We start from the raw sequence: 22,379 nt of genomic DNA, 5'->3' as shown, positions 1-22,379 counted from the left end.
GTGCTTCCTTGTTATTGCCGCCACGGCATGATGGGTACCGCGCTAATGGCATTTTTGGGCGATCCATCGACCACTTTATCTGAATAGGCCAGATAGGCCAGCGCATTACGTTTCGCATCGTAAAAACGCACGACCTGTAAAGATTTAAACACCAGCGAGGTACGTTTCTTAAATACCACTTCGCCCTGAGCTTTACCGTTCTTGATTCTGTCGCTCAGTTCTACCGGCCCAACCTGCTGGCAAGAGATGGCGGCATCGGAGGTATCTTCCGCCAGCCCCAGTCCACCTTTGATGCCGCCGGTCTTCGCACGACTCACGTAACAGGTCACATTGGTAACATCCGGATCGTCAAACGCTTCGACCACAATTTTATGATCCGGCCCAAACATTTTGAACACCGTATCGACAGATCCAATCTGCTCCGCATGGGCGACCTGCGCCAACATCAGCAGAATTGAGGAAATGACTAAGCTCTTATATTTCATATTGTTACCATTCTTAAAAGTTGTTCTGCGTAATTATTAAACATTCTAAGATAAAATGTATACAGATCACAGGATTACAATAATCACGCTTTCGTATGTCCGAAAAAAGCACTTATGAGCAAAAAAAACACTGAATGCTAAAACAGCAAAAAATGCTATTATCCTCATACCTGACGTCAGGTACTCGTTGTTGAAAGGATGAGGATATTTTATGGATCAGGCTGGCATTATTCGCGACCTATTAATCTGGCTGGAAGGTCATCTGGATCAGCCTTTGTCGCTTGACAATGTGGCGGCAAAAGCGGGCTATTCCAAGTGGCACCTGCAGAGAATGTTTAAGGACGTGACGGGCCATGCTATTGGCGCCTATATCCGCGCCCGTCGTTTATCGAAATCCGCAGTGGCGCTGCGCCTGACTGCGCGTCCAATTTTGGATATTGCGCTGCAATATCGCTTCGACTCTCAACAAACCTTTACTCGCGCGTTCAAGAAACAATTTTCGCAGACACCAGCGCTGTATCGCCGTTCACCGGAATGGAGTGCGTTTGGTATTCGCCCGCCAATGCGACTGGGTGAATTTACGATGCCTGCGCACGAGTTTGTCACCCTGGAAGATACGCAACTGCTCGGCACCACGCAAAGCTATTCCTGCTCGCTGGAACAGATTTCAGATTTCCGTCATGAAATGCGTATTCAGTTCTGGCGCGACTTCCTTGCTCAGGCTCCGGCGATCCCGCCAGTGCTGTACGGGCTTAACGAAACGCGTCCGAGCATTGAAAAAGACGACGAACAGGAAGTGTTTTACACCACAGCACTGACGCCGGAACAGGCCAATGGCTATGTGCCGTCGGCGCAGCCTATCCTGTTACAGGGTGGCGAGTATGTGATGTTTACCTACGAAGGGCTGGGAACCGGCGTGCAAGAGTTTATCCTGACGGTTTACGGCACATGCATGCCGATGCTGAACCTGACGCGCCGTAAAGGACAGGATATCGAGCGATACTACCCGGCAGAAGATGCCAAAGCGGGAGATCGCCCGATCAACCTGCGCTGCGAATTCCTGATTCCGATTCGCCGCTAGCGCTGTAGTTCATCCAACGCAGGGGCGTCCAGATGTGAGATGTCCCCTGCCGTTTCAACGACCCATCCCGGCGCCAGCCATAAGCTTTCCTGGTAATCAACACGAGAAATTGAACAGTTGCGCAGACGCAAGCGACGTTCAGCCCATGCCGGTAATCCCAGAATTGTGCTCACCAGGCAACCCAGCGCGATACCGTGGCTGACCAGCAGTGGACGACTTCCCGGCGGCAGCTCCAGACAGGATGCCAGCGCCGCATTGACGCGATCGCTCAGCTCCTGCATCGATTCCCCTTCCGGAATACGACCATCCACCGTGCCGTTCACCAACTGGCGACGCCAGCCCTCTTCCTCTGGCGTCAGCGTATCGATGTGACGTTTTTCCAGCACCCCCATATTCAGCTCACGCAGACGAGAATCATAGGTGATATCACAGCCGCAGGCCTGGGCGATGATTTCTGCGGTGCGTCGTGTACGACCAAGATCGCTACTGATGACATGCGTAATACCAAACGAGCGGGCGCGTTCTCCCACCTGCATGGCTTGTTGTTCACCTTTAGCGGTTAGTGGGCTGTCTGACTGGCCTTGAATACGTCGCTCGGCGTTCCACTGCGTTTCGCCATGGCGAACAAGGTATACCTGTAACATGCTTTTTTTCCGTTATATACTCGTCATACTTTGAGTAGACTCTGCGATGAATTTTCAAACTGAGCTTAATTATGCACAAGGTTATCTCTGCGACCACCAATCCTGCCAAAATTCAGGCAATTCTGCGGGCATTTGAAGAGATTTTCGGGGAAGGATCCTGCCATATTGAACCCGTCGCCGTCGAGAGTGGCGTGCCGGAACAACCTTTCGGAAACCAGGAAACGCGCACTGGCGCACGAAATCGCGTTGATAACGCTCGCCGCCTGCACCCGCAGGCTGATTTCTGGGTCGCCATTGAAGCAGGAATTGACGACGATGCCACCTTTAGTTGGGTGGTGATTGATAACGGCATTCAGCGCGGTGAAGCCCGTTCAGCCACGCTGCCATTGCCTACTGTCATTCTCGACAGAGTCCGTAAAGGTGAAGCGCTCGGCCCGGTGATGTCGGACTATGCGGGTATTGATGAAATTGGCCGTAAAGAAGGCGCAATCGGCGTTTTTACCGCGGGCAAGCTGACGCGCTCAAGCGTCTATCACCAGGCGGTGATTCTGGCGCTCAGCCCGTTTCATAACGCGATATACGATGAGTCATTGTAATTTGTAGGCCTGATAAGCGTAGCGCCATCAGGCAAGCAGCGCGCACCATTGCCGGATGGCGGCTTCGCCTTATCCGGCCTACGAGAGAATCAGACACTTTTTAGCAGTACCTGCTCCAGCCACTGACGCAAATCCACCGGTGCGGATTTGAGGCTGTTCGACCCCCGCGTAATAGTGGCAATTCCCGCCCCGAGCTCGTTTTTAAGCTCACGCTGGCTCATCTCGCCGCGCAGCAGCTCTTCAATGATACGCACACGCGTGCCCAACGCTTCACGCTCATCCGGCGTTAACATCAAATTGAGCAGTGGCAGGTGTAAATCTTGTTCGTAGGCGTGTTTAAGCAGATCGACAAAACGTAACCACTCCTGGTGACGTTGTTCTGCCATCTCTGCTGAATAGGGTGATTGCTGAGTCATAAGATATCGCCATCGTTGCGGGGGAAGCGTGCTTGCTTCCCCCTTTTGTACTCTTTAACGAGTACGATAGCATAACACAATCGACACGATCAGTAACGACGTTGCCATTCTGCGTCGCTCATCAACTCCGGTTTATCGCCGAGGAAATAGCGATAGTACGCATCATAAGCCAGCACGTTCTTCACATAACCACGCGTCTCTGAGAATGGAATACTTTCGACAAACGCCACAGCATCAATGCGGCCAGCGCTATTGCCAAGCCAGGTGCGAACGCGTCCCGGACCGGCGTTATAGGCTGCCGACGCAAAGATGCGGTTATTGTCGAATTGCTGATATACGTACTGCAAATAGCTGGTACCAATGTTGATGTTGGTATCAGGATCCAGTAGCTGGCTCGGACTGCTGTAACCTGGAATCGAGAACATTTTCACCGTATGCGTCGCCGTGCCCGGCATAATCTGCATCAGCCCGCTGGCGCCGACCGGTGATTTCACTTTCGGGTTCCAGGCGCTTTCCTGACGCGCTATCGCCATCGCATAGCTTGGCTGAATATCCTTGCCGCTGGTGTAACGGGTAAACAGATCTTTATAGGCCAATGGGAAGCGCTCTTCCAGATGATCCCACAGCTTACCGGCGATCGTCGCCTGAACGCTCAGATCCCACCAGTGATTGTTGAACGCGTAACGTGCCAGTTGAGCCTGCTCGGACTTGGTACGGCTGGTAACCAGATTCGCCCATTCACTGCGCGCGGTATTATCCATGTTCCAGTACATTAGCTCGCGTACGCGTGCCATTTCTGGCCCCTGAGTCAGCGCAGAATCAACGTTCGCTGGCGCTTTATCCACTTTCAGCTCGTACTCTTCGCCCAGGCGCTGTGCCGCCACCATCGGATAGAAACCACGCTGCTGCATAAGCTGGTGCAGGATCTCTTTGGCTTCCGCATCACGTCCGCGCTCCAGCAGCAGATCAGCCTGCCAGTAGCGCCACTCGTCTTTTTCTTTTGCTTCCATTGGCAGACGTGCCAGCCAGGTATTCAGGCCACGACGATCGCCGGTTCCCAGCGCCATGCGCACGCGACGCTCCACAAGCGAGGTGGAATTGGAGCGCATAATCGCATCATCACGCCATTTGGCCTGCTCGTCAGTGACGTCATTGCCCATCAGACGCCAGGCAACAATATCGCGTAGCTCCTGGGTTTGCTCGTCATTAAGCTGTTGCGCCTGTACCAGGGACGGGATCATCAGGCGGGCGTTTTCCACATCCTGACGCGCCACGCTGGCAAAGGCGACCGCCGCCATCTGTCGGGTGAAATCCGTGGCGCCGGTGGTACGTGCAAAAGTCATCACCGAATTCGGATCGTTGGCCAGCGAGATGATCGCAGAGGCAATGGTTTGGTATTGCGCGGGCATCTGTCCGGCCAGCGCCGTCACCAGACCGGTATTCCCGGCTTTCATCGCCAGACGAATACGCTCCAGATACGCCAGCGGATCCTGAGTGCCTGAGGCGCGCCATACGCCAAATAATTTGTCACAGGCATTCGGCTGACTTTTCCCGGTCAACCACAGCTCTTTCGCGCCCTGCCAGGCTTCTTCGGTTTGCCCGGTACTCCATTTCGCGAAGTAATAGTTACATTGCGCTTCCGTGGTACCCGGTTTTTCCGGGCTGAACGCCAGCAGTCCGCGCCAGTCTTCGCGGCGCGCCAGTTCATTCACGAAACGCGATTGCAGCGTACGCGCAGGGGGCAGTGTCGGATTGGCACGCACAAAATTGGTAACGGTAATGGTGGGCTGATTCATCAGATCGTCAGTGATCTGACGATATTCCAGATACGGGTACAGAGGATAGTTCTTCAGGCCGGGCATCATCTGCTCTACGACATCCATCTGTCGGTTGTCCCAGGCTTGCTTGATTTGCGCATAACGATTGCGCTGCTCATCCAGGGAGTCGGCTCGCGCCACCTGACTTACCGTCAGCAGACATACGCTGGCTGCCAGCAGGCGCCAGGTAAATTGATTGGCTTTGTCCACAAGCTCTTCCTCTTCTCATGTTACGTCTGTGCAGCATCATGCCGCTTAATTAATTCATGCTAACCAGACATTGCAGAATGCGCCACGTCACGGACACTTTTTTACTTTTGTTGCGAGTGGGATCTGCTGGCTGGGATTGGGCAATGAAAAAGGCTACACTTCGCCTTTGATAACTATTTACCAATAATTAGCCCTAAATAATTCAAGTTGCAGCAAGGCGGCGAGGAAGTGAATCCCCTAAGCGTACAAAAGTACGTGACTGGAGTGAACGACACAGCCAACGCATCTGCGGCTTGAAGTATGACGGGATAAACATAGAGGCGAGTCCAACGTGGCCCAATTCGTTTATACCATGCATCGTGTCGGCAAGGTCGTTCCGCCGAAACGTCATATTCTTAAAAACATCTCACTGAGCTTCTTCCCTGGCGCCAAAATCGGTGTTCTCGGTCTGAACGGTGCGGGTAAATCTACCCTGCTGCGCATCATGGCCGGTATTGATACCGATATCGAAGGTGAAGCTCGCCCACAGCCAGGCATTAAAATCGGTTACCTGCCGCAGGAACCAAAACTGAACCCAGAACATACCGTTCGTGAATCCGTTGAAGAAGCGGTTGCCGAAGTGGTTAGTGCACTGAAAGGTCTGGATGAAGTTTACGCCAAGTACGCCGAGCCGGACGCCGACTTCGATAAACTGGCCGCACAACAGGGCAAGTTTGAAGAAATTATCCAGGCGCACGACGGCCATAACCTGAACGTGCAGCTTGAGCGTGCCGCTGACGCCCTGCGTCTGCCGGACTGGGACGCTAAAATTGAGAATCTCTCCGGTGGTGAACGCCGCCGCGTTGCGCTGTGCCGCCTGCTGCTGGAAAAACCAGACATGCTGCTGCTCGACGAACCGACCAACCACCTGGATGCGGAATCCGTCGCGTGGCTGGAACGCTTCCTGCACGATTTCGAAGGCACCGTAGTGGCGATTACCCACGACCGTTACTTCCTCGACAACGTTGCGGGCTGGATCCTGGAGCTGGACCGTGGTGAAGGTATTCCGTGGGAAGGTAACTACTCTTCCTGGCTGGAGCAGAAAGATCAGCGTCTGGCCCAGGAAGCCTCTCAGGAAGCGGCTCGCCGTAAATCCATTGAGAAAGAGCTGGAGTGGGTGCGTCAGGGCGCTAAAGGTCGTCAGTCTAAGGGTAAAGCCCGTCTGGCACGCTTTGAAGAGCTGAACAACACCGAATACCAGAAACGTAACGAAACCAACGAACTGTTTATTCCACCTGGAGCACGTCTGGGCGATAAAGTCGTTGAAGTCACCAATCTGCGTAAATCCTACGGCGATCGCGTTCTGATCGACGATCTGACTTTCTCCGTACCGAAAGGCGCAATTGTCGGCATCATCGGTCCGAACGGCGCGGGTAAATCTACCCTGTTCCGTATGATGTCCGGTCAGGAACAGCCTGACAGCGGCACCATCACGCTGGGTGAAACCGTCAAACTGGCCTCCGTTGACCAGTTCCGTGACGCCATGGACAACAGCAAAACCGTGTGGGAAGAAGTTTCCGGCGGGCTGGATATCATGCGAATCGGCAACACCGAGATGCCAAGCCGTGCCTACGTGGGCCGCTTCAACTTCAAAGGTGTGGATCAGGGCAAACGCGTCGGCGAGCTGTCCGGTGGTGAGCGTGGTCGTCTGCACCTGGCGAAGCTGCTGCAGGTTGGCGGCAACATGCTGCTGCTCGATGAACCAACCAACGACCTGGATATCGAAACCCTGCGCGCGCTGGAAAACGCCCTACTGGAATTCCCGGGCTGCGCGATGGTTATCTCGCACGACCGTTGGTTCCTCGACCGTATCGCCACCCACATTCTGGATTACCAGGATGAAGGTAAGGTTGAGTTCTTCGAAGGTAACTTTACCGAATACGAAGAGTACAAGAAACGTACGCTGGGCGCCGATGCGCTGGAGCCGAAACGTATTAAGTACAAGCGTATTTCTAAGTAATTAGCGTTAAGCGCCGGATGGCGGCGTTACGCCTTATCCGGCCTACGAGGTTAGTGCGACTTGTAGGCCGGATAAGCGCAGCGCATCCGGCATTAAAATCTACCTTTGCTCACCCATTAGTTCTTTCACCAACTCCACGCAGCGCAGGAAGCGGCCGTCGTAGTCAGGCTCCTGAACGTGCACAAAATTGATATTGTTTTCCTGCAGCATCTCGACCAGCAGCGTCTGAAACGCTTTTCTGTCAACTGAGCTTCCAAGGCTGCGTAAGCCATCCGCCACCCATGGGGTGTTGTTTTCCAGCAGGATCACCAGGTCGAAGCGATACTCATCAATAAGCGCTTGCACAAACGGGTGTTCACGCCCTTCATACTTTTTACAGAAGGCCTGAGTGGTCACGAAATCGGTGTCGATGAATGCCACTTTATTGGCGTATTTAACAGCAAAATCGATGTATTGCGCTTGTCCCAGGGCGATTTTATCGTAGTCAGAATACTGCAACGCCATCTCATCGCCGCCCAAATGGGAGAAGACATAATCACGCCCGTATTCCCACGCACTGGTGGTGTTAAAGATATTGGCGAGCTTATTCACCAGCGTCGATTTACCGCTCGACTCCCCGCCGAGGATCGCCACGGTGCGCACGAAGAACGGCTTCACTTCGGTCGGAATGTACTCCCAGTAGCGAAACGGGTTTTCACGGATTTGCCCGCCGCTGATGCTCATGAACGTCCGCTTAGGATCCACCAGCACGGTTTCGATCCCCAAATGTTCGAGATACTGCGGGGCATCTGATTCTTCAGAGGTGTAGATCCAGTTTGGCTGGATCCCTTTCTCCTGCATAAACCTTTTGATCCCGTTGCTCCACACGTCCCAGCCGTGCGGATACGGCTCCATGCCTTCTTCGTTGAAGGCATGAATACGGATATTTTTCTGATACTTAAAGGTTTGCAGCAGCCAGCGTAAACGATCGGGCACCGTAGGCTGTTGTGACATGGCACTGTCTTCAAACAGGCTGCGATCGCGCGTGTCGTCATAGCCCATGATGATATGCAGTTCATCGACCTGGCTACAGGCGCGCTGGATAAGATAGATATGGCCGGTGTGCAGCGGATAAAACTTGCCGAATACCACACCGATATTTTTCTGCTGGCGCGGAAACTCCAGACCGAGAAAGCGGTGCAACGCCTCCAGCTTCTGCGCGCTGGGGCTTTTGATTTTGGCATTCAGCAGTTGGCTTAGGTATCCCTTGGTCATGCCACTGGCATCCGCCACCTGTTGCAGGGTACAGCCCTTTTGCTTTATGGCGGTTTTCAGATATTCAAATGACACAAGAGCCTCCTGCTGGAAAAATCGCGTAACACTGCCTGATGGCGCTTCGCTTATCAGGCCTACTAAATCAGTATGTACGGGTATTTGATTATAGGTCGTCAAACACGCTTAACGCATCCGCAAGCTTCTTAACGCCAAAGACCTGCATGCCTTCCGGTACTTTTTTCGGTACGTTAGCGGCAGGGACAATCGCCCGGCGAAAGCCGTGCTTCGCCGCTTCCGAAATACGCTCCTGCCCGCTGGGTACCGGACGGATTTCGCCCGCCAACCCCACTTCGCCAAAGACCACTAAATCCTGTGGCAGCGGTCTGTCACGCAGGCTGGAGACCATTGCCAGCAGCAACGCCAGGTCGGCGCTGGTTTCGGTGACTTTTACGCCGCCGACTACGTTAACAAACACGTCCTGATCCGCCATCTGCAAGCCACCGTGACGATGCAGCACCGCCAGCAGAATCGCCAGACGGTTCTGTTCCAGACCGACCGCCACGCGACGCGGGTTCGCCATCATTGAGTGATCGACCAGCGCCTGAATCTCTACCAGCAGCGGGCGCGTACCTTCCCAGACCACCATCACCGAACTGCCGGAGGTGACCTCATCGCCACGGCTTAAGAAGATAGCGGAAGGGTTGCTGACTTCACGCAGGCCCTGTTCGGTCATGGCAAAGACGCCCAGCTCATTCACCGCGCCAAAGCGGTTTTTATGGCTACGCAGAGTGCGGAAACGGGAATCGGCGTCACCATCGAGCAGTACCGAACAGTCAATACAGTGTTCGAGCACCTTCGGCCCGGCCAGCGAGCCGTCTTTGGTGACGTGGCCGACCATCACAATCGCCACGCCGCGCGTTTTGGCAAAGCGCGTCAGATAAGCCGCCGTTTCACGCACCTGCGCCACGCTGCCCGGCGAAGACTGAATATCCGCCATGTGCATTACCTGAATGGAGTCGATCACCATCAGCTTCGGCTGTTCTTCTTCGGCAATCAGGCAAATTTGTTCGATACTGGTTTCCGACAGCATATTCAGATTCGCTGTCGGCAAACCGAGCCGGTGCGCACGCATCGCCACCTGCTGCAGTGACTCTTCACCGGTGACGTACAGAGTTTTCATCTGCTCAGCGAGCTTGCACAGCGTTTGCAGCAGCAGCGTTGATTTCCCCGCGCCGGGGTTACCGCCAATCAGAATAGCGCTGCCGGGTACCACACCGCCGCCCAGCACGCGGTCAAACTCTTTAAATCCAGTGGAAAAACGCGGTAGTTCTTCAAGGCTGATGTCAGACAGCTTCTGCACTTTTGCCACGCCTGCATTCCCGGCATAGCCACTGAGCCGCTCGTTACGCGCCACCGTTGGCGATGCGGCAAGGCGCACCTCGGTAATGGTATTCCATGCCTGACAGGCGCTGCATTGCCCCTGCCAGCGCGGGTAATCGGCCCCGCATTCATTACAAACAAAGGCGCGTTTTGGAGCTTTGGCCACGTTTTACCTCTTTCGTTAACGCTTTTGCCGGATGGCGCAGGCGCTTATCCGGCCTACGGACACCTTGCCATCAGGCAATTTAATCATTTCTGGTTCATGCTGCCGGAGAGAATGCAGAACACGCCCATCAGGTCAGCGTGGCGGATAGTAATCTCCGTCTTTTCATTCACTTTCGGTTTAGCATGATACGCAATACCCAGCCCAGCCGTTTTGATCATCGGCAGATCGTTAGCACCGTCGCCGATCGCCACCGTCTGCGCCATCGGGATCTCATACTCTTGCGCCAGGCGGGTCAGGGTATTGGCTTTGTACTGGGCATCGACGATATCGCCGATCACGTTGCCGGTAAATTTACCGTCCATGATCTCCAGCTCGTTTGCTACAGCCGCCGTCAGACGCAGTTTATTACGCAGGTAATCGGCAAAGAAGGTAAAGCCGCCAGAGGCAATAGCCACTTTCCAGCCGAGCGTTTCCAGTTTTAACACCAGCTGTGTCAGGCCTGGCATCAGCGGTAGCGTTTCGCGCACCTGGTGCAGAATATTGGCATCAGCGCCCTTCAGCGTCGCCACGCGACTACGCAGGCTGGCGGTAAAGTCCAGTTCGCCGCGCATTGCGCGTTCCGTGACTTCCGCAACCATCTCACCGGTTCCAGCCAGTTTAGCAATTTCATCAATGCATTCGATCTGGATTGCCGTTGAGTCCATGTCCATCACCAGTAAACCCGGTGTGCGCAGATGCGGAATTTTGCCTAACGGGGCAACATCCAGTTTGGCATCATGCGCCAGTTTTGCCGCGCGCGGCGTTAACGAACCCGCCAGGCGAATCACCTGATAATCCTCGACGCACCAGGCAGCAACAATCACCATCGCTGCACCCAGTTTGCTCTGGTATTGCGTTAAACGTTGTTTATCCAGCCCACGACCGTACAGCAGCCAGCCACTGCGGCCCGCGTGGTAGTCCAGCGGCATGACTTCATCGCCACTTAAAGAGAGAGGCAGACCTGGCCACAGAGAAACATCTTCAGGTAGATCGCACCAGGTTATGTTAGGCATTAAAGCTCCTGTAAAATCGTTCGGGTCGGAATCATCAGGGGAAAATAACGCATGAGGCTACCCTGTAACCAGCGCTTCTGGCAACATTAAGTCTCAAATTTTCAGCAGGTGGAATATGGCTCGCGCAAAACTGAAATTCCGACTTCATCGTGCAGTGATTGTATTGTTCTGTCTTGCTCTGCTCGTCGCCCTGATGCAGGGCGCATCCTGGTTTAGTCAAAGTCACCAGCAGCAGCGTAATCCGCAGCTCGAAGAGCTGGCCCGTACGCTGGCCCGCCAGGTGGCGCTAAATGTTGCTCCGCTAATGCGTACCGAAACGCCGGATGAAAAACGCATCAAAGCGGTACTCACACAGCTGACGGAAAGTAGCCGTATTCTGGACGCTGGCGTGTACGATGAACAGGGAGACCTGATTACGCGTACCGGCGAGAGCGTCAACGTTCGTGACCGACTGGCGCTCGACGGCAAAAAAGCCGGGGGTTATTTTAACCAGCAGATTGTCGAACCCATTCAGGGGAAAAATGGTCCGCTGGGCTATTTGCGTCTGACGCTGGATACCCACACCCTCGCCACCGAGGCGAAGCAGGTAGATAACACCACCAATATCTTACGCCTGATGCTGCTGCTGGCGCTGGCGATTGGCGTCGTGCTCACCCGTACCTTATTGCAAGGCAAGCGTACCCGCTGGCAGCAATCCCCTTTCCTGCTAACCGCCAACAAACCGGTGCAGGAAGAAGACAACGAGAAAAAAGAGTAAAAGCAGTAAAAACTGTAAAACAGAAGGGAAATCAACCATGACTACACTACGCCTGCTTATCTCAGACTCTTACGATCCGTGGTTTAACCTCGCGGTCGAAGAGTGCATTTTTCGCCAGATGCCCGCCACGCAGCGCGTCCTGTTCTTGTGGCGTAACGCCGATACGGTGGTGATTGGCCGGGCGCAAAACCCGTGGAAAGAGTGTAATACCCGCCGTATGGAGGAAGACAACGTGCGGCTCGCCCGCCGTAGCAGCGGCGGCGGCGCGGTGTTCCATGACTTAGGTAATACCTGCTTTACCTTTATGGCCGGTAAACCGGAGTACGACAAAACCATTTCCACCGCGATTGTCCTCAACGCATTGAATTCTCTGGGTGTGACGGCGGACACCTCCGGGCGTAACGATCTGGTTGTGAAAACGCCAGACGGCGATCGCAAGGTTTCAGGCTCTGCTTATCGGGAAACGAAAGATCGCGGCTTCCACCACGGCACGCTGCTGCTAAATGCCGATCTCAGCCGCCTGGCAAATTATCTCAATCCCGACAAAAAGAAACTCGCGGCCAAGGGGATCACCTCTGTCCGCTCACGGGTGGCGAATTTGACGGAGCTGTTACCGGGCATCACCCATGAACAGGTCTGTCAGGCCATCACGGAAGCCTTTTTTGCTCATTATGGCGAACGCGTTGAAGCGGAAGTGATCTCACCAGATAAAACGCCGGACCTGCCAAATTTTGCCGAAACCTTTGCCCGCCAGAGCAGTTGGGAATGGAATTTTGGTCAGGCACCTGCTTTCTCGCATCTGCTGGACGAGCGTTTCACCTGGGGTGGCGTTGAGCTGCATTTCGACGTCGAAAAAGGTCATATCACGCGCACACAGGTGTTTACCGACAGTCTCAATCCCGCGCCGTTAGAAGCGCTGGCGGAGCGGCTACAGGGCTGCCAGTATCGCGCCGATGTTTTACAGCAGACTTGCGAAGCGCTGGTTACGGAATATGCGGATCAGGAAAACGAGCTGCGTGAACTGGCAGCGTGGGTGGCGAAGGCCGTGCGTTAAGCGATTAGTGGCGAATTGCCGGATGGCGGCTGCGCCTTATCCGGCCTACAAGACCGCTCCTGTAGGCCTGACAAGCGAAGCGCCATCAGGCATTAATAGCGGCATTTCCGTAGGCCCGGTAAGCGAAGCGCCACCGGGCCACAACAACCCTTACTCTTTATCGCCCAGCAGAACGGATTCCAGCGCGATTTTGATCATGTCGTTGAAGGTCGTCTGACGTTCAGCGGCAGTGGTCTGCTCGTGAGTACGGATATGGTCGGAAACGGTGCAGATGGTCAGCGCTTTTGCACCAAATTCCGCAGCAACACCGTAGATGCCCGCCGCTTCCATTTCCACGCCCAGCACGCCGTATTTTTCCATCACGTCGAACATTTCACCGTCCGGAGAGTAGAACAGGTCAGCAGAGAACAGGTTGCCCACGCGCGCGTCTACACCCAGTGCTTTTGCCGCATCAACCGCGTTACGTACCATGTCAAAGTCAGCGATAGCCGCAAAGTCATGATCTTTAAAACGGATACGGTTCACCTTGGAGTCGGTGCAGGCGCCCATACCGATAACCACGTCACGCAGTTTAACGTCCATACGCACAGCGCCGCAGGAGCCTACGCGAATGATTTTCTTCACGCCGAAATCGGTGATCAGCTCTTTGGTGTAGATGGAGCAGGACGGGATACCCATACCGTGACCCATAACGGAGATCTTACGGCCTTTGTAAGTACCGGTAAAACCTAACATGCCGCGAACGTTGTTCACTTCACGAACATCTTCGAGGAAAGTTTCAGCAATATGCTTTGCACGCAGCGGGTCGCCCGGCATCAATACGACGTCAGCGAAATCACCCATTTCTGCATTAATATGTGGAGTTGCCATTTTTTGTCCTTATTTCGTTGTTATTGCCTGATGGCGGCTACGCCTTATCAGGCCTACAAAACGTATGCAAAACAGTGAAATACCCTAAGGATTTCGCGTTGTAGGAAGGCGACGAATTCGTGAATCCCCGGGAGCATAGATTCACTATGTGACCGGGGTGAGCGAATGAAGTCAACGCATCTACAGCGCGAAAGACAACGGGTATTACAGCATGTTTTTACCGTAGTCCATCGGTGACGTACCAAAGTAGCTCGCCAGCGTCTGACCGATATCCGCGAAGGTTTCACGGTGACCTAAAGAACCTGGTTTCACTTTCGGGCCGTAGACCAGTACCGGGATGTGTTCACGGGTGTGGTCAGTGCCGGTCCAGCTTGGGTCGCAGCCGTGGTCAGCGGTCAGGATCAGAATGTCATCTTCACCCACCAGCTCCATCAGCTCAGGCAGACGGCGGTCGAACAGTTCCAGGCCCGCAGCATAACCGGCGATATCGCGACGATGTCCCCAGGAAGAGTCGAAATCAACGAAGTTGGTGAAGACGATGGTCTTATCACCTGCTTCTTTCATCTCTTTGATGGTGGCGTCGAACAGCGCGTCCAGACCGGTGGCTTTCACTTTTTTGGTGATGCCGCAGTTAGCGTAGATATCCGCGATTTTACCGACGGAAACCACGTGACCGTCTTTTTCGTCGACCAGTTTCTGCAGCACGGTCGGTGCTGGCGGCTCAACGGCCAGGTCGTGACGGTTACCGGTACGCTGGAAGTTACCGGCTTTATCACCGATAAACGGACGTGCGATAACACGACCGATGTTGTAACCACCTTCGGTCAGCTCTTCACGTGCGATTTCGCACAGCTCGTAGAGTTTATCCAGGCCAAACGTCTCTTCGTGGCAGGCAATCTGGAACACGGAGTCAGCGGAGGTATAGAAAATCGGCTTGCCGGTTTTCATATGCTCTTCACCCAGCTGATCCAGGATCACGGTACCGGAAGAGTGGCAGTTGCCGAGGTAGCCTGGCAGGTTGGCACGTTTTACCAGTTTATCCAGCAGTTCCTGCGGGAAGCTGTTTTCATGATCGGAGAAATAACCCCAATCAAACAGAACCGGGACACCCGCGATTTCCCAGTGGCCAGACGGCGTGTCTTTCCCGGAAGAAAGTTCATGCGCCCATGCGTAGGCACCAATCACTTCCGCGTTACCGTCCATACCAGCAGCAATTTTACCGGTAGAACCTTCGTGAGCTTTCACCAGGCCCAGACGGGTCAGGTTAGGCAGATTCAGTGGACCTTTGCGACCATTGTCAGCCTCACCTTTCGCACAGGCTTCTGCAATGTGTCCCATAGTGTCTGAACCTACGTCGCCAAAGCGATCCGCATCTTCAGTCGCACCAATACCAAAGGAGTCCAGCACCATAATAAATGCACGTTTCATCTTGTTCTCCATACATCTGCGCCGCAAAAAAGCGATCAGATCAGTATACAGTTATTCGGTAATACGACGATAGACTGTCGGTGTAATTTCTGGCGCTTTATCGTCAAGGCTAATTGCCGCTTTGACCGCTTTCGCCGCTTCCTGCCAGCTGGCTTCGTCTTTCGCGTGGATCACCGCCAGCGGGCGTTGTCCGTCTACGCTGTCGCCCAGACGCGCCATATCGCTAAAGCCAACGCTGTAATCAATGGTGTCCGAAGCCTGACGACGACCGCCGCCCATGGAAACGACCGCCATCCCCAGCGCGCGGGTATCCATCGCGCTGACAAAGCCTTCGGTATCAGCATATACCGCTTTGCTGAGCATTGCCGTCGGCAGATACTTCGCATAATTTTCGACGAAATCGGTCGGGCCTTTTTGCGCCGCAACCATGCGACCAAAAATCTCTGCCGCTTTACCGTTGTCCAGCACGGTCTGCAATTTCGCACGGGCTTCGGCGTCATCTTTCGCCAGATTACCGGAGATCAGCATTTCCACGCACAGCGCCATGGTGACGTCTAACAGACGTGGATTGCGGTATTCACCGGTCAGGAACTGCACCGCTTCGCGAACTTCGACCGCGTTACCTGCGCTGGAGGCCAGCACCTGGTTCATATCGGTTAACAGCGCAGTGGTACGTACACCCGCACCGTTTGCCACACCGACAATCGCTTCAGCAAGAGCTTCAGAAAGCTCGTAGGTCGGCATAAAGGCGCCGCTGCCCACTTTCACATCCATCACTAGCGCATCCAGCCCTTCCGCCAGTTTTTTCGCCAGAATGGAACCGGTAATCAGCGGGATGGAATCCACCGTCGCGGTAATATCGCGGGTGGCATAAAAACGTTTATCCGCCGGTGCGAGCGAGCTGGTTTGCCCAATAATCGCCACACCCACGTCTTTAATAATTTCACGGAAGCGCGCGTCGTCCGGGAAGATGTCAAATCCAGGAATCGCTTCCAGTTTATCGAGCGTACCGCCGGTATGCCCCAGGCCACGCCCGGAGATCATCGGAATATAGCCGCCGCACGCTGCGACCATCGGGCCTAACATCAGTGACGTTACGTCACCCACACCGCCGGTAGAGTGTTTATCCACAATCGGGCCGTTCAGCTGCAGGCTTTTCCAGTCCAGCACGGTTCCTGAATCACGCATTGCCATGGTCAGCGAAACTCGCTCAGGCATTGTCATATCGTGGAAGAAAATGGTCATCGCCAGGGCGGCGATTTGCCCTTCAGAGATGGTGTTGTCGCGAATACCATTGATAAAGAAACGAATTTCTTCATCGCTCAGCGCATGACCATCACGTTTTTTACGAATAATTTCTTGTGCGAGAAACACGGTAACCCCCAGGGGAAAAGAGTAGAAGGCCGTTGTAGGCCGGGTAAGCAACGCGCCACCCGGCAGTCGTCTTAATGCCGGATGGCGGCTACGCCTTATCCGGCCTACGTCGCTACAGCTCCGGCAATATAAGGCTTAGTAGCTGCTTGCGCTCTTGCCGTCGCCGTGACCCAGCGCTTTCAGCAGGCTCGCCAGCAGGCTGGATGCGCCAAAACGGTAGTGACGAGAATCAGCCCAGTCAGCGCCAAACAGTTCATCGGCAATCGCCAGGAACTGCTGTGCATCTTCTGCAGTGCGCACGCCACCAGCCGGTTTGAAACCTACAGTTTTAGAAACACCCATGTCGCGGATCACTTCCATCATGATGCGTGCGCTTTCCGGCGTCGCATTGACCGGCACTTTACCGGTAGAAGTTTTGATGAAATCAGCACCGGCTTTGATGGAGATTTCAGACGCTTTGCGAATCAGTGCTTCTTCTTTCAGCTCACCGGTTTCGATGATGACTTTCAGCAGCACGTTTGCCGCCGCACACGCGTCTTTGCAGGCTTTAACCAGATCGAAACCAATCTGCTCGTTACCGGCGATCAGCGCACGGTACGGGAACACCACGTCAACTTCATCTGCGCCGTAAGCAATCGCCGCGCGGGTTTCAGCCAGCGCAATCTCGATGTCGTCGTTGCCGTGCGGGAAGTTGGTTACGGTTGCAATGCGGATGTCCGGCGTGCCCTGCTCTTTCAGGGTCTTACGCGCAATAGGGATGAAACGCGGATAGATACAGATTGCGGCAGTGTTGCCAACCGGGGTCTTCGCCTGATGACACAGCGCGATCACTTTTTCATTGGTGTCGTCGTCATTCAGGGTAGTCAGGTCCATCAGTTTCAGTGCACGCAGGCTGCTTGCTGTTAAATCGGTCATAACATTCTCCAACGGCATCGCCGTATAAAATTTCACCTTGCGAGTTTGTTAGTATTCTAACATCCGCTCGCTATTACACTTCGATATACATCACAGTTAATGAAAACCACATACAGATTTGCATTACTCTAATGAGATCTACTTCAAATAAATCACCTTTTCTAAAGGGATGCGGTGGCATCAGGCGCATCCGGATCAAAGGTTGCGGCGGCGTTGCTTTCTACAATGGCGTTACACCTTCGGGATAAAAAGGAATCAACGATGCCCACTTCAAGCGAACTCGCGCTGCAACAGCGTTGCCAACAAATCGTGACCAGCCCAGTGCTCAGCCCTGAGCAGAAACGCCACTTTCTGGCGCTGGAAGCTGAGAACGCGCTGCCTTACCCGCAACTGCCTGCACAGGCACGTCAGGCGCTGGATGATGGGGTAATCTGCGATATGTACGAAGGTCATGCCCCGTTCAAACCGCGCTATGTTTTACCCGATTACGCGCATTTTCTGGCCAATGGCTCATCGTGGCTGGAGCTGGAAGGCGCCTGGGATCTTGATGACGCATTATCCTTACTCACTATTCTTTACCACCATGTTCCGTCAGTGACGTCGATGCCGGTTTATCTCGGCCAGCTCGATGCCTTGCTGCAACCGTATGTTAGAATTCTAACACAAGACGAGATCGATATTCGAATAAAACGTTTCTGGCGTTATCTCGACAGAACCCTGCCAGACGCGTTTATGCATGCCAATATCGGCCCCGCCGATACACCAGTCACCCGTGCAATTTTACGCGCAGACGCAGAGTTAAAGCAGGTTTCGCCTAATCTGACATTCATTTATGACCCGCAAATCACACCTGACGATCTGCTGCTCAACGTGGCGCAAAATATCTGCGAGTGCAGTAAGCCGCATATTTCCAACGGCCCTGAAAATGATAAAATTTTCACAAAAGGTCAGTATGGCGTCGTCAGTTGTTACAACTCTTTGCCGCTCGCCGGGGGGGGAAGCACGCTGGTCAGGCTTAATCTGAAAGCCATCGCAGAGCGCAGCACCTCTGTCGATGACTTCTTTACGCGCACCCTACCGCACTACTGCCAGCAGCAAATCGCCATCATTGATTCACGATGTGAATTCCTCTATGAGAAATCACATTTCTTTGAGAATAGCTTCCTCGTGCAGGAAGGGTTGATTGATCCCGAACGTTTTGTGCCTATGTTCGGGATGTATGGTCTGGCGGAGGCGGTTAACCTGCTGTGCGATAAGTCGGGACAGAATGCGCGCTATGGGAAAGATGAGTTCGCCAATCAGCTCGGCTATCGTATTAGCGCCTACCTGGCTGAGTTTGTCGAAAACACCCCGGTGAAATATGGCTGGAAGCAGCGCGCGATGCTGCATGCACAGTCGGGGATCAGTTCTGACATCGGCACCACGCCAGGGGCACGCCTGCCTTACGGCGATGAGCCGGATCCGATCACCCATCTGCAAACCGTCGCGCCACATCACGCGTTTTATCACGCCGGGATCAGCGACATTCTCACGCTGGATGAAACCATCAAGCGTAATCCTCAGGCGCTGGTGCAGTTGTGCCTCGGGGCGTTTAAAGCCGGAATGCGCGAGTTTACCGCCAACGTGAGCGGCAACGATCTGGTTCGCGTTACGGGTTACATGGTGCGCCTGTCGGATCTGGAAAAGTATCGCGCCGAAGGGTCACGAACCAACACCACCTGGCTTGGCGAAGAAGCCGCGCGCAATACGCGCATTCTGGAACGACAACCTCGCGTGATTAGCCATGAACAGCAGATGCGCTTTAGTCAGTAGGCTGATTCCTTTCTCCTGCGTCGATGGGCCGGGCAGTCGTCTGGCTCTGTTTCTGCAAGGATGTAATCTGCGCTGTAAAAATTGCCACAATCCGTGGACGATGGGACGCTGCAACGACTGCGGGGAGTGTGTGCTGCATTGCCCGCATGAGGCGCTGAGCCTGAGCGCAGGGAAAGTGTGGTGGCAGTCCGATGTGTGTCAGCAGTGTGACACCTGCCTGCACATGTGCCCCCAGCAGGCCACGCCGATGGCGCAGAGTATGAGCGTTGATGAAGTGCTGCAACATATTCGTAAAGCGTCACTGTTTATCGAAGGGATAACCGTTAGTGGCGGTGAAGCGACTACCCAGCTCCCCTTTATTGTGGCGCTATTTACCGCGATAAAAACCGATCCGCAGTTGCAACACCTGACCTGCATGGTCGACAGCAACGGCATGCTGAGCGAAACCGGCTGGCAGAAGCTGCTGCCGGTGTGCGACGGCGTAATGCTGGATTTAAAAGCCTGGGACAGCACGTGTCATCGGCAGCTTACCGGCCGCGATAACACGCTGATTAAACAAAGCATTACCTTTTTGTCCGGGCAGAGCAAACTGGCGGAACTCCGCCTGCTGGTTATTCCTGGTCAGGAAGATTATCTACAGCATATCGATGCGCTGGCGGCGTTTATCAAACGCACCGGCGACGTACCGGTACGGTTGAATGCCTTTCATGCGCACGGGGTGTATGGCGAAGCGAAGGACTGGCCGAGCGCCACGCCGAAGGATGTGGAACACCTGGCGCAAAGATTGCGCGAGCGCAGGGTGGATAATTTGATCTTCCCGGCGCTGTACCTGTGATTGCCGGATGCGGCTACATCATTTGCAGGCCGGAGAAAACACAGCCACCATCCGGCAAAGTTATGCCTGATGCGCTTTGCTTATCAGGCCTACGGAGCGCCTACTTTTGTAGGCCGGATAAGACGCAGCCGCCATCCGGCGAAGTTATGCCTGATGCGCTTCGCTTATCAGGCCTACGGAGCGCATACTTTTGTAGGCCGGATAAGGCGCAGCCGCCATCCGGCAAAAATATGCCTGATGCGCTTTGCTTATCAGGCCTACGAAGCACACACTTTTGTAGGCCGGATAAGACGCAGCCGCCATCCGGCAAAGATATGCCTGATGCGCTTCGCTTATCAGGCCTACGAAGCGGACACTTTTGTTGGCTGGGTACGCCATCCAATCACATGTTAAACAACGCCGTGGCATTACGATACAGCGCGTCAGCGATCACGTCCGCAGGTTCCGGGCGCAGTTCGCATAAGACGTCAAAGACTCTGACTACCTGCTCCGGGCGATTGGGCTGCCCCTGAAAGCCGTTGAGCGGCATATCCGGCGCGTCGGTTTCCAGCAACAGCGATTCCAGCGGCAGTTGCGCTATTACCTCGCGGGTTTTACTGGCGCGCGGATAGGTAATAGTGCCTCCCACGCCAATTTTGTATCCCAGTTGCACAAAGCGCTCTGCCTGCTGCACGCTCCCGGAAAAACCATGCACCACGCCAGTTCGTGGCAAAGTATGACGTTTCAGGTGCATCGCCAGCTTGTCATGGGTACGCCGCGAATGCAGGATCACCGGCAATTCATACCGCTTCGCCAGCTTTAGCTGCGCTTCCAGCACCCGCTCTTGCTTATCGAATTGCGGATCGTCCCGATACAGATCCAATCCAATCTCGCCTAGCGCCACCAGCTTTTGTGGGCGCTTATCCAGCTCCTGTCGCAACTGGTCCAGGCTGTCATCGCTATGTTGTTCGATAACAATGGGATGCAGACCAAGCGCGGCAAACAATGGAGGATAATTTTCCGCTAACGCCAGTACGCGGGGAAAATTCGCCGCCTGGGTGGCCGGAACGATAATGCTCTGTACACCAACCTCCACCGCGCGCTGAATGCTGGCAGATTCATCTCCGGTAAACGGCGGGAAATCAAAGTGACAATGCGTATCGATAAAACGATAACTCACGCCAAATCCTCATTATCAAACGTCGTGTCGTTCGCCTGAGGCGCATTGGTCACCACTGGCACATGGGCATCGTTGGCCACCGGCGCGGGAGGAACTACCACCGGTCCCGGCACTACAATCTTCGGCGTCTGACGAGGCAGCGGCGCATTTTTCGCCAACAGTTTGCCAACTGTCGCCAGAAAGTAACGACCGCACAGGCGTCCGGTTTTGTAATCTTCCCGCAGTGCCGGAATACGGCTGCCCAACGCCATGCTATGGAGTGGTTTTGGCGGATAGATCTCAAAAATACGCAGCTTGCCCGGCGGCTTCTCAATAAAGCTCTGGATAGCACGATAGCTGGTCTCATGATGCTGCACCAGATTCAGAAACGGTTGCAGGCTACTTTCACCCAACCAGCGCTCCATACGTTTGAACCACTGCGGGGTGTAGTACATTTGCGAAGGCACAGTGCGAATCACTACCAACGTTTTTGCCCCCTGCTTCGCTGCCTCCTGCACAGGTATGGCATCACTAACTCCTCCATCCAGATAGTTCACACCGTCCAATACAACCCCTGTGCGGTAGAACCCAGGAATCGCGCTGGAGGCTCGAATGAGGTCGAGCCAGTTTTGCCGGTTCGGCGAAAAATAGCCGGGCGTGTAATCATCGCCCCGACAGGCGCACATATAAAACGCTTTCCCTGCGGCAAACAGACGCTCGGCGTTATCCATTGCCAGCGGCATCTGGGACGCAGTCGAATCCACCAGCCAGTCGAGATCGATTAAGTTTCCCCCGCGCACAAAGCGCACCGGGTCAAAAAATTCGCGTCGGGTAGTGTATCGCATAATAACTTTGCGGCCGTAACCGGGCTGGTTACAGAGATAGGCTGAAAGGTTTTGCGCGCCAGCGGACGTCCCGTAGAAGAGCTCAAAAGGATTAAACTGCGCGCGCATGAATTCATCCAGTACGCCAGCGGTAAAGATACCTCTTTGTCCCCCACCCTCGCACACCAGCGCCATATTGCCTGGTTGAAACGGACGTAACGATAACGGCGCAATATTACCGAGCGTGACGGGTATTCTCTGCCCCACCTCTG

General features: G+C 54.3%; 20 protein-coding genes. 7 read left to right on the top strand and 13 right to left on the bottom strand.

Annotated elements, in window-relative coordinates; genetic code table 11:
- Window positions 1–11: 11 nt before the first annotated feature.
- Window positions 12–485, bottom strand: a complete 474-nt coding sequence (gene creA / locus OGY09_RS11020) for a protein CreA (RefSeq protein WP_003018998.1) — start codon at window positions 483–485, stop codon at window positions 12–14.
- A 211-nt stretch (window positions 486–696) separates the two neighbouring features.
- Between creA and robA the strand changes: the two genes are divergently transcribed.
- Window positions 697–1,566, top strand: coding sequence for an MDR efflux pump AcrAB transcriptional activator RobA (robA, locus tag OGY09_RS11015; protein ID WP_003829933.1), 870 nt, complete (start codon window positions 697–699; stop codon window positions 1,564–1,566).
- Here the strand turns inward: robA and gpmB are convergent.
- Window positions 1,563–2,210, bottom strand: a complete 648-nt coding sequence (gene gpmB, locus OGY09_RS11010) for a 2,3-diphosphoglycerate-dependent phosphoglycerate mutase GpmB (protein ID WP_003019006.1) — start codon at window positions 2,208–2,210, stop codon at window positions 1,563–1,565. The two genes, robA and gpmB, sit on opposite strands and share 4 nt — an antisense overlap.
- 71 nt (window positions 2,211–2,281) lie before the next feature.
- Here gpmB and yjjX point away from each other — a divergent pair, with 71 nt between their 5' ends.
- Window positions 2,282–2,806 carry an inosine/xanthosine triphosphatase gene (yjjX, locus tag OGY09_RS11005; protein ID WP_032942322.1) on the top strand — a complete coding sequence of 175 codons (525 nt, stop codon included), beginning with the start codon at window positions 2,282–2,284 and terminating at the stop codon, window positions 2,804–2,806.
- Between the two features lie 89 nt (window positions 2,807–2,895).
- On the opposite strand, the gene trpR is transcribed toward yjjX, so the two are convergent.
- A complete protein-coding gene (gene trpR, locus OGY09_RS11000) occupies window positions 2,896–3,222 on the bottom strand; it encodes a trp operon repressor (protein WP_032934222.1) in 327 nt (108 codons plus the stop codon).
- An 89-nt stretch (window positions 3,223–3,311) separates the two neighbouring features.
- Window positions 3,312–5,249 carry a murein transglycosylase gene (gene sltY, locus OGY09_RS10995; RefSeq protein ID WP_032942321.1) on the bottom strand — a complete coding sequence of 646 codons (1,938 nt, stop codon included), beginning with the start codon at window positions 5,247–5,249 and terminating at the stop codon, window positions 3,312–3,314.
- Window positions 5,250–5,580: 331 nt separating this feature from the next.
- On the opposite strand from sltY, the gene ettA reads away from it, so the two are divergent.
- Entirely contained in the window at window positions 5,581–7,248 is a 1,668-nt protein-coding gene (gene ettA / locus OGY09_RS10990) for an energy-dependent translational throttle protein EttA (protein ID WP_032942320.1), read from the top strand.
- 99 nt (window positions 7,249–7,347) lie between these two features.
- Here the strand turns inward: ettA and nadR are convergent, their stop codons facing one another.
- The 3 genes from nadR to serB form a co-directional block, all read right to left on the bottom strand.
- Window positions 7,348–8,577, bottom strand: coding sequence for a multifunctional transcriptional regulator/nicotinamide-nucleotide adenylyltransferase/ribosylnicotinamide kinase NadR (nadR, locus tag OGY09_RS10985; RefSeq protein ID WP_032942319.1), 1,230 nt, complete (start codon window positions 8,575–8,577; stop codon window positions 7,348–7,350).
- Window positions 8,578–8,665: 88 nt separating this feature from the next.
- The gene (gene radA / locus OGY09_RS10980; RefSeq protein ID WP_003829944.1) at window positions 8,666–10,048 is read right to left on the bottom strand and encodes a DNA repair protein RadA; all 1,383 of its coding nucleotides are present in this window, start codon (window positions 10,046–10,048) and stop codon (window positions 8,666–8,668) included.
- 83 nt (window positions 10,049–10,131) lie between these two features.
- Complete coding sequence (serB, locus tag OGY09_RS10975) at window positions 10,132–11,100, bottom strand: phosphoserine phosphatase (protein WP_003829946.1); 969 nt, start codon at window positions 11,098–11,100, stop codon at window positions 10,132–10,134.
- A gap of 115 nt (window positions 11,101–11,215) precedes the next feature.
- Here serB and OGY09_RS10970 point away from each other — a divergent pair, with 115 nt between their 5' ends.
- Window positions 11,216–11,857, top strand: a complete 642-nt coding sequence (locus tag OGY09_RS10970; protein WP_003829948.1) for a YtjB family periplasmic protein — start codon at window positions 11,216–11,218, stop codon at window positions 11,855–11,857.
- 37 nt (window positions 11,858–11,894) lie between these two features.
- Window positions 11,895–12,911 carry a lipoate--protein ligase gene (gene lplA / locus OGY09_RS10965; RefSeq protein WP_032942318.1) on the top strand — a complete coding sequence of 339 codons (1,017 nt, stop codon included), beginning with the start codon at window positions 11,895–11,897 and terminating at the stop codon, window positions 12,909–12,911.
- A gap of 150 nt (window positions 12,912–13,061) precedes the next feature.
- Here lplA and deoD read toward each other — a convergent pair whose 3' ends face one another.
- From deoD to deoC, 4 genes are all read right to left on the bottom strand, one after another.
- Entirely contained in the window at window positions 13,062–13,781 is a 720-nt protein-coding gene (gene deoD, locus OGY09_RS10960) for a purine-nucleoside phosphorylase (protein WP_000224864.1), read from the bottom strand.
- 204 nt (window positions 13,782–13,985) lie between these two features.
- Window positions 13,986–15,209, bottom strand: coding sequence for a phosphopentomutase (deoB, locus tag OGY09_RS10955; RefSeq protein ID WP_003019037.1), 1,224 nt, complete (start codon window positions 15,207–15,209; stop codon window positions 13,986–13,988).
- Window positions 15,210–15,260: 51 nt separating this feature from the next.
- Window positions 15,261–16,583 carry a thymidine phosphorylase gene (gene deoA / locus OGY09_RS10950; RefSeq protein ID WP_003845626.1) on the bottom strand — a complete coding sequence of 441 codons (1,323 nt, stop codon included), beginning with the start codon at window positions 16,581–16,583 and terminating at the stop codon, window positions 15,261–15,263.
- A 135-nt stretch (window positions 16,584–16,718) separates the two neighbouring features.
- Complete coding sequence (gene deoC, locus OGY09_RS10945) at window positions 16,719–17,498, bottom strand: deoxyribose-phosphate aldolase (protein ID WP_003019042.1); 780 nt, start codon at window positions 17,496–17,498, stop codon at window positions 16,719–16,721.
- Between the two features lie 261 nt (window positions 17,499–17,759).
- Between deoC and OGY09_RS10940 the strand changes: the two genes are divergently transcribed.
- Window positions 17,760–19,310 (top strand): YjjI family glycine radical enzyme, encoded by a 1,551-nt coding sequence (locus OGY09_RS10940; RefSeq protein WP_032942316.1) that lies wholly within the window; start codon window positions 17,760–17,762, stop codon window positions 19,308–19,310.
- A complete protein-coding gene (locus tag OGY09_RS10935; protein WP_032942315.1) occupies window positions 19,282–20,145 on the top strand; it encodes a YjjW family glycine radical enzyme activase in 864 nt (287 codons plus the stop codon). Before OGY09_RS10940 ends, OGY09_RS10935 begins: the two co-directional genes overlap by 29 nt.
- Window positions 20,146–20,527: 382 nt before the next feature.
- Here the strand turns inward: OGY09_RS10935 and OGY09_RS10930 are convergent, their stop codons facing one another.
- Both OGY09_RS10930 and OGY09_RS10925 read right to left on the bottom strand, forming a co-directional pair.
- A complete protein-coding gene (locus OGY09_RS10930; protein ID WP_032942314.1) occupies window positions 20,528–21,304 on the bottom strand; it encodes a metal-dependent hydrolase in 777 nt (258 codons plus the stop codon).
- Window positions 21,301–22,374, bottom strand: coding sequence for a patatin-like phospholipase family protein (locus OGY09_RS10925; RefSeq protein WP_032942313.1), 1,074 nt, complete (start codon window positions 22,372–22,374; stop codon window positions 21,301–21,303). Before OGY09_RS10925 ends, OGY09_RS10930 begins: the two co-directional genes overlap by 4 nt.
- Window positions 22,375–22,379: the final 5 nt, after the last annotated feature.

Source organism: Citrobacter sp. Cpo071 (genome assembly GCF_030332765.1).
In the GTDB taxonomy this organism is placed as follows: Bacteria; Pseudomonadota; Gammaproteobacteria; order Enterobacterales; family Enterobacteriaceae; genus Citrobacter; species Citrobacter portucalensis.
Note: the sequence above shows the minus strand (reverse complement) of the source record. Positions and strands in the feature narration are given on the sequence as shown.

What these genes read in the sequence shown, in the direction of transcription:
- lplA (WP_032942318.1), top strand. Translation starts at nt 11,895, where the DNA reads ATGACTACACTACGCCTGCTTATCTCAGACTCTTACGATCCGTGGTTT.
- yjjX (WP_032942322.1), top strand. Translation starts at nt 2,282, where the DNA reads ATGCACAAGGTTATCTCTGCGACCACCAATCCTGCCAAAATTCAGGCA.
- deoD (WP_000224864.1), bottom strand. Translation starts at nt 13,781, where the DNA reads ATGGCAACTCCACATATTAATGCAGAAATGGGTGATTTCGCTGACGTC.
- gpmB (WP_003019006.1), bottom strand. Translation starts at nt 2,210, where the DNA reads ATGTTACAGGTATACCTTGTTCGCCATGGCGAAACGCAGTGGAACGCC.
- trpR (WP_032934222.1), bottom strand. Translation starts at nt 3,222, where the DNA reads ATGACTCAGCAATCACCCTATTCAGCAGAGATGGCAGAACAACGTCAC.
- OGY09_RS10935 (WP_032942315.1), top strand. Translation starts at nt 19,282, where the DNA reads ATGAACAGCAGATGCGCTTTAGTCAGTAGGCTGATTCCTTTCTCCTGC.
- serB (WP_003829946.1), bottom strand. Translation starts at nt 11,100, where the DNA reads ATGCCTAACATAACCTGGTGCGATCTACCTGAAGATGTTTCTCTGTGG.
- deoC (WP_003019042.1), bottom strand. Translation starts at nt 17,498, where the DNA reads ATGACCGATTTAACAGCAAGCAGCCTGCGTGCACTGAAACTGATGGAC.
- creA (WP_003018998.1), bottom strand. Translation starts at nt 485, where the DNA reads ATGAAATATAAGAGCTTAGTCATTTCCTCAATTCTGCTGATGTTGGCG.
- OGY09_RS10970 (WP_003829948.1), top strand. Translation starts at nt 11,216, where the DNA reads ATGGCTCGCGCAAAACTGAAATTCCGACTTCATCGTGCAGTGATTGTA.
- OGY09_RS10940 (WP_032942316.1), top strand. Translation starts at nt 17,760, where the DNA reads ATGCCCACTTCAAGCGAACTCGCGCTGCAACAGCGTTGCCAACAAATC.
- deoB (WP_003019037.1), bottom strand. Translation starts at nt 15,209, where the DNA reads ATGAAACGTGCATTTATTATGGTGCTGGACTCCTTTGGTATTGGTGCG.
- robA (WP_003829933.1), top strand. Translation starts at nt 697, where the DNA reads ATGGATCAGGCTGGCATTATTCGCGACCTATTAATCTGGCTGGAAGGT.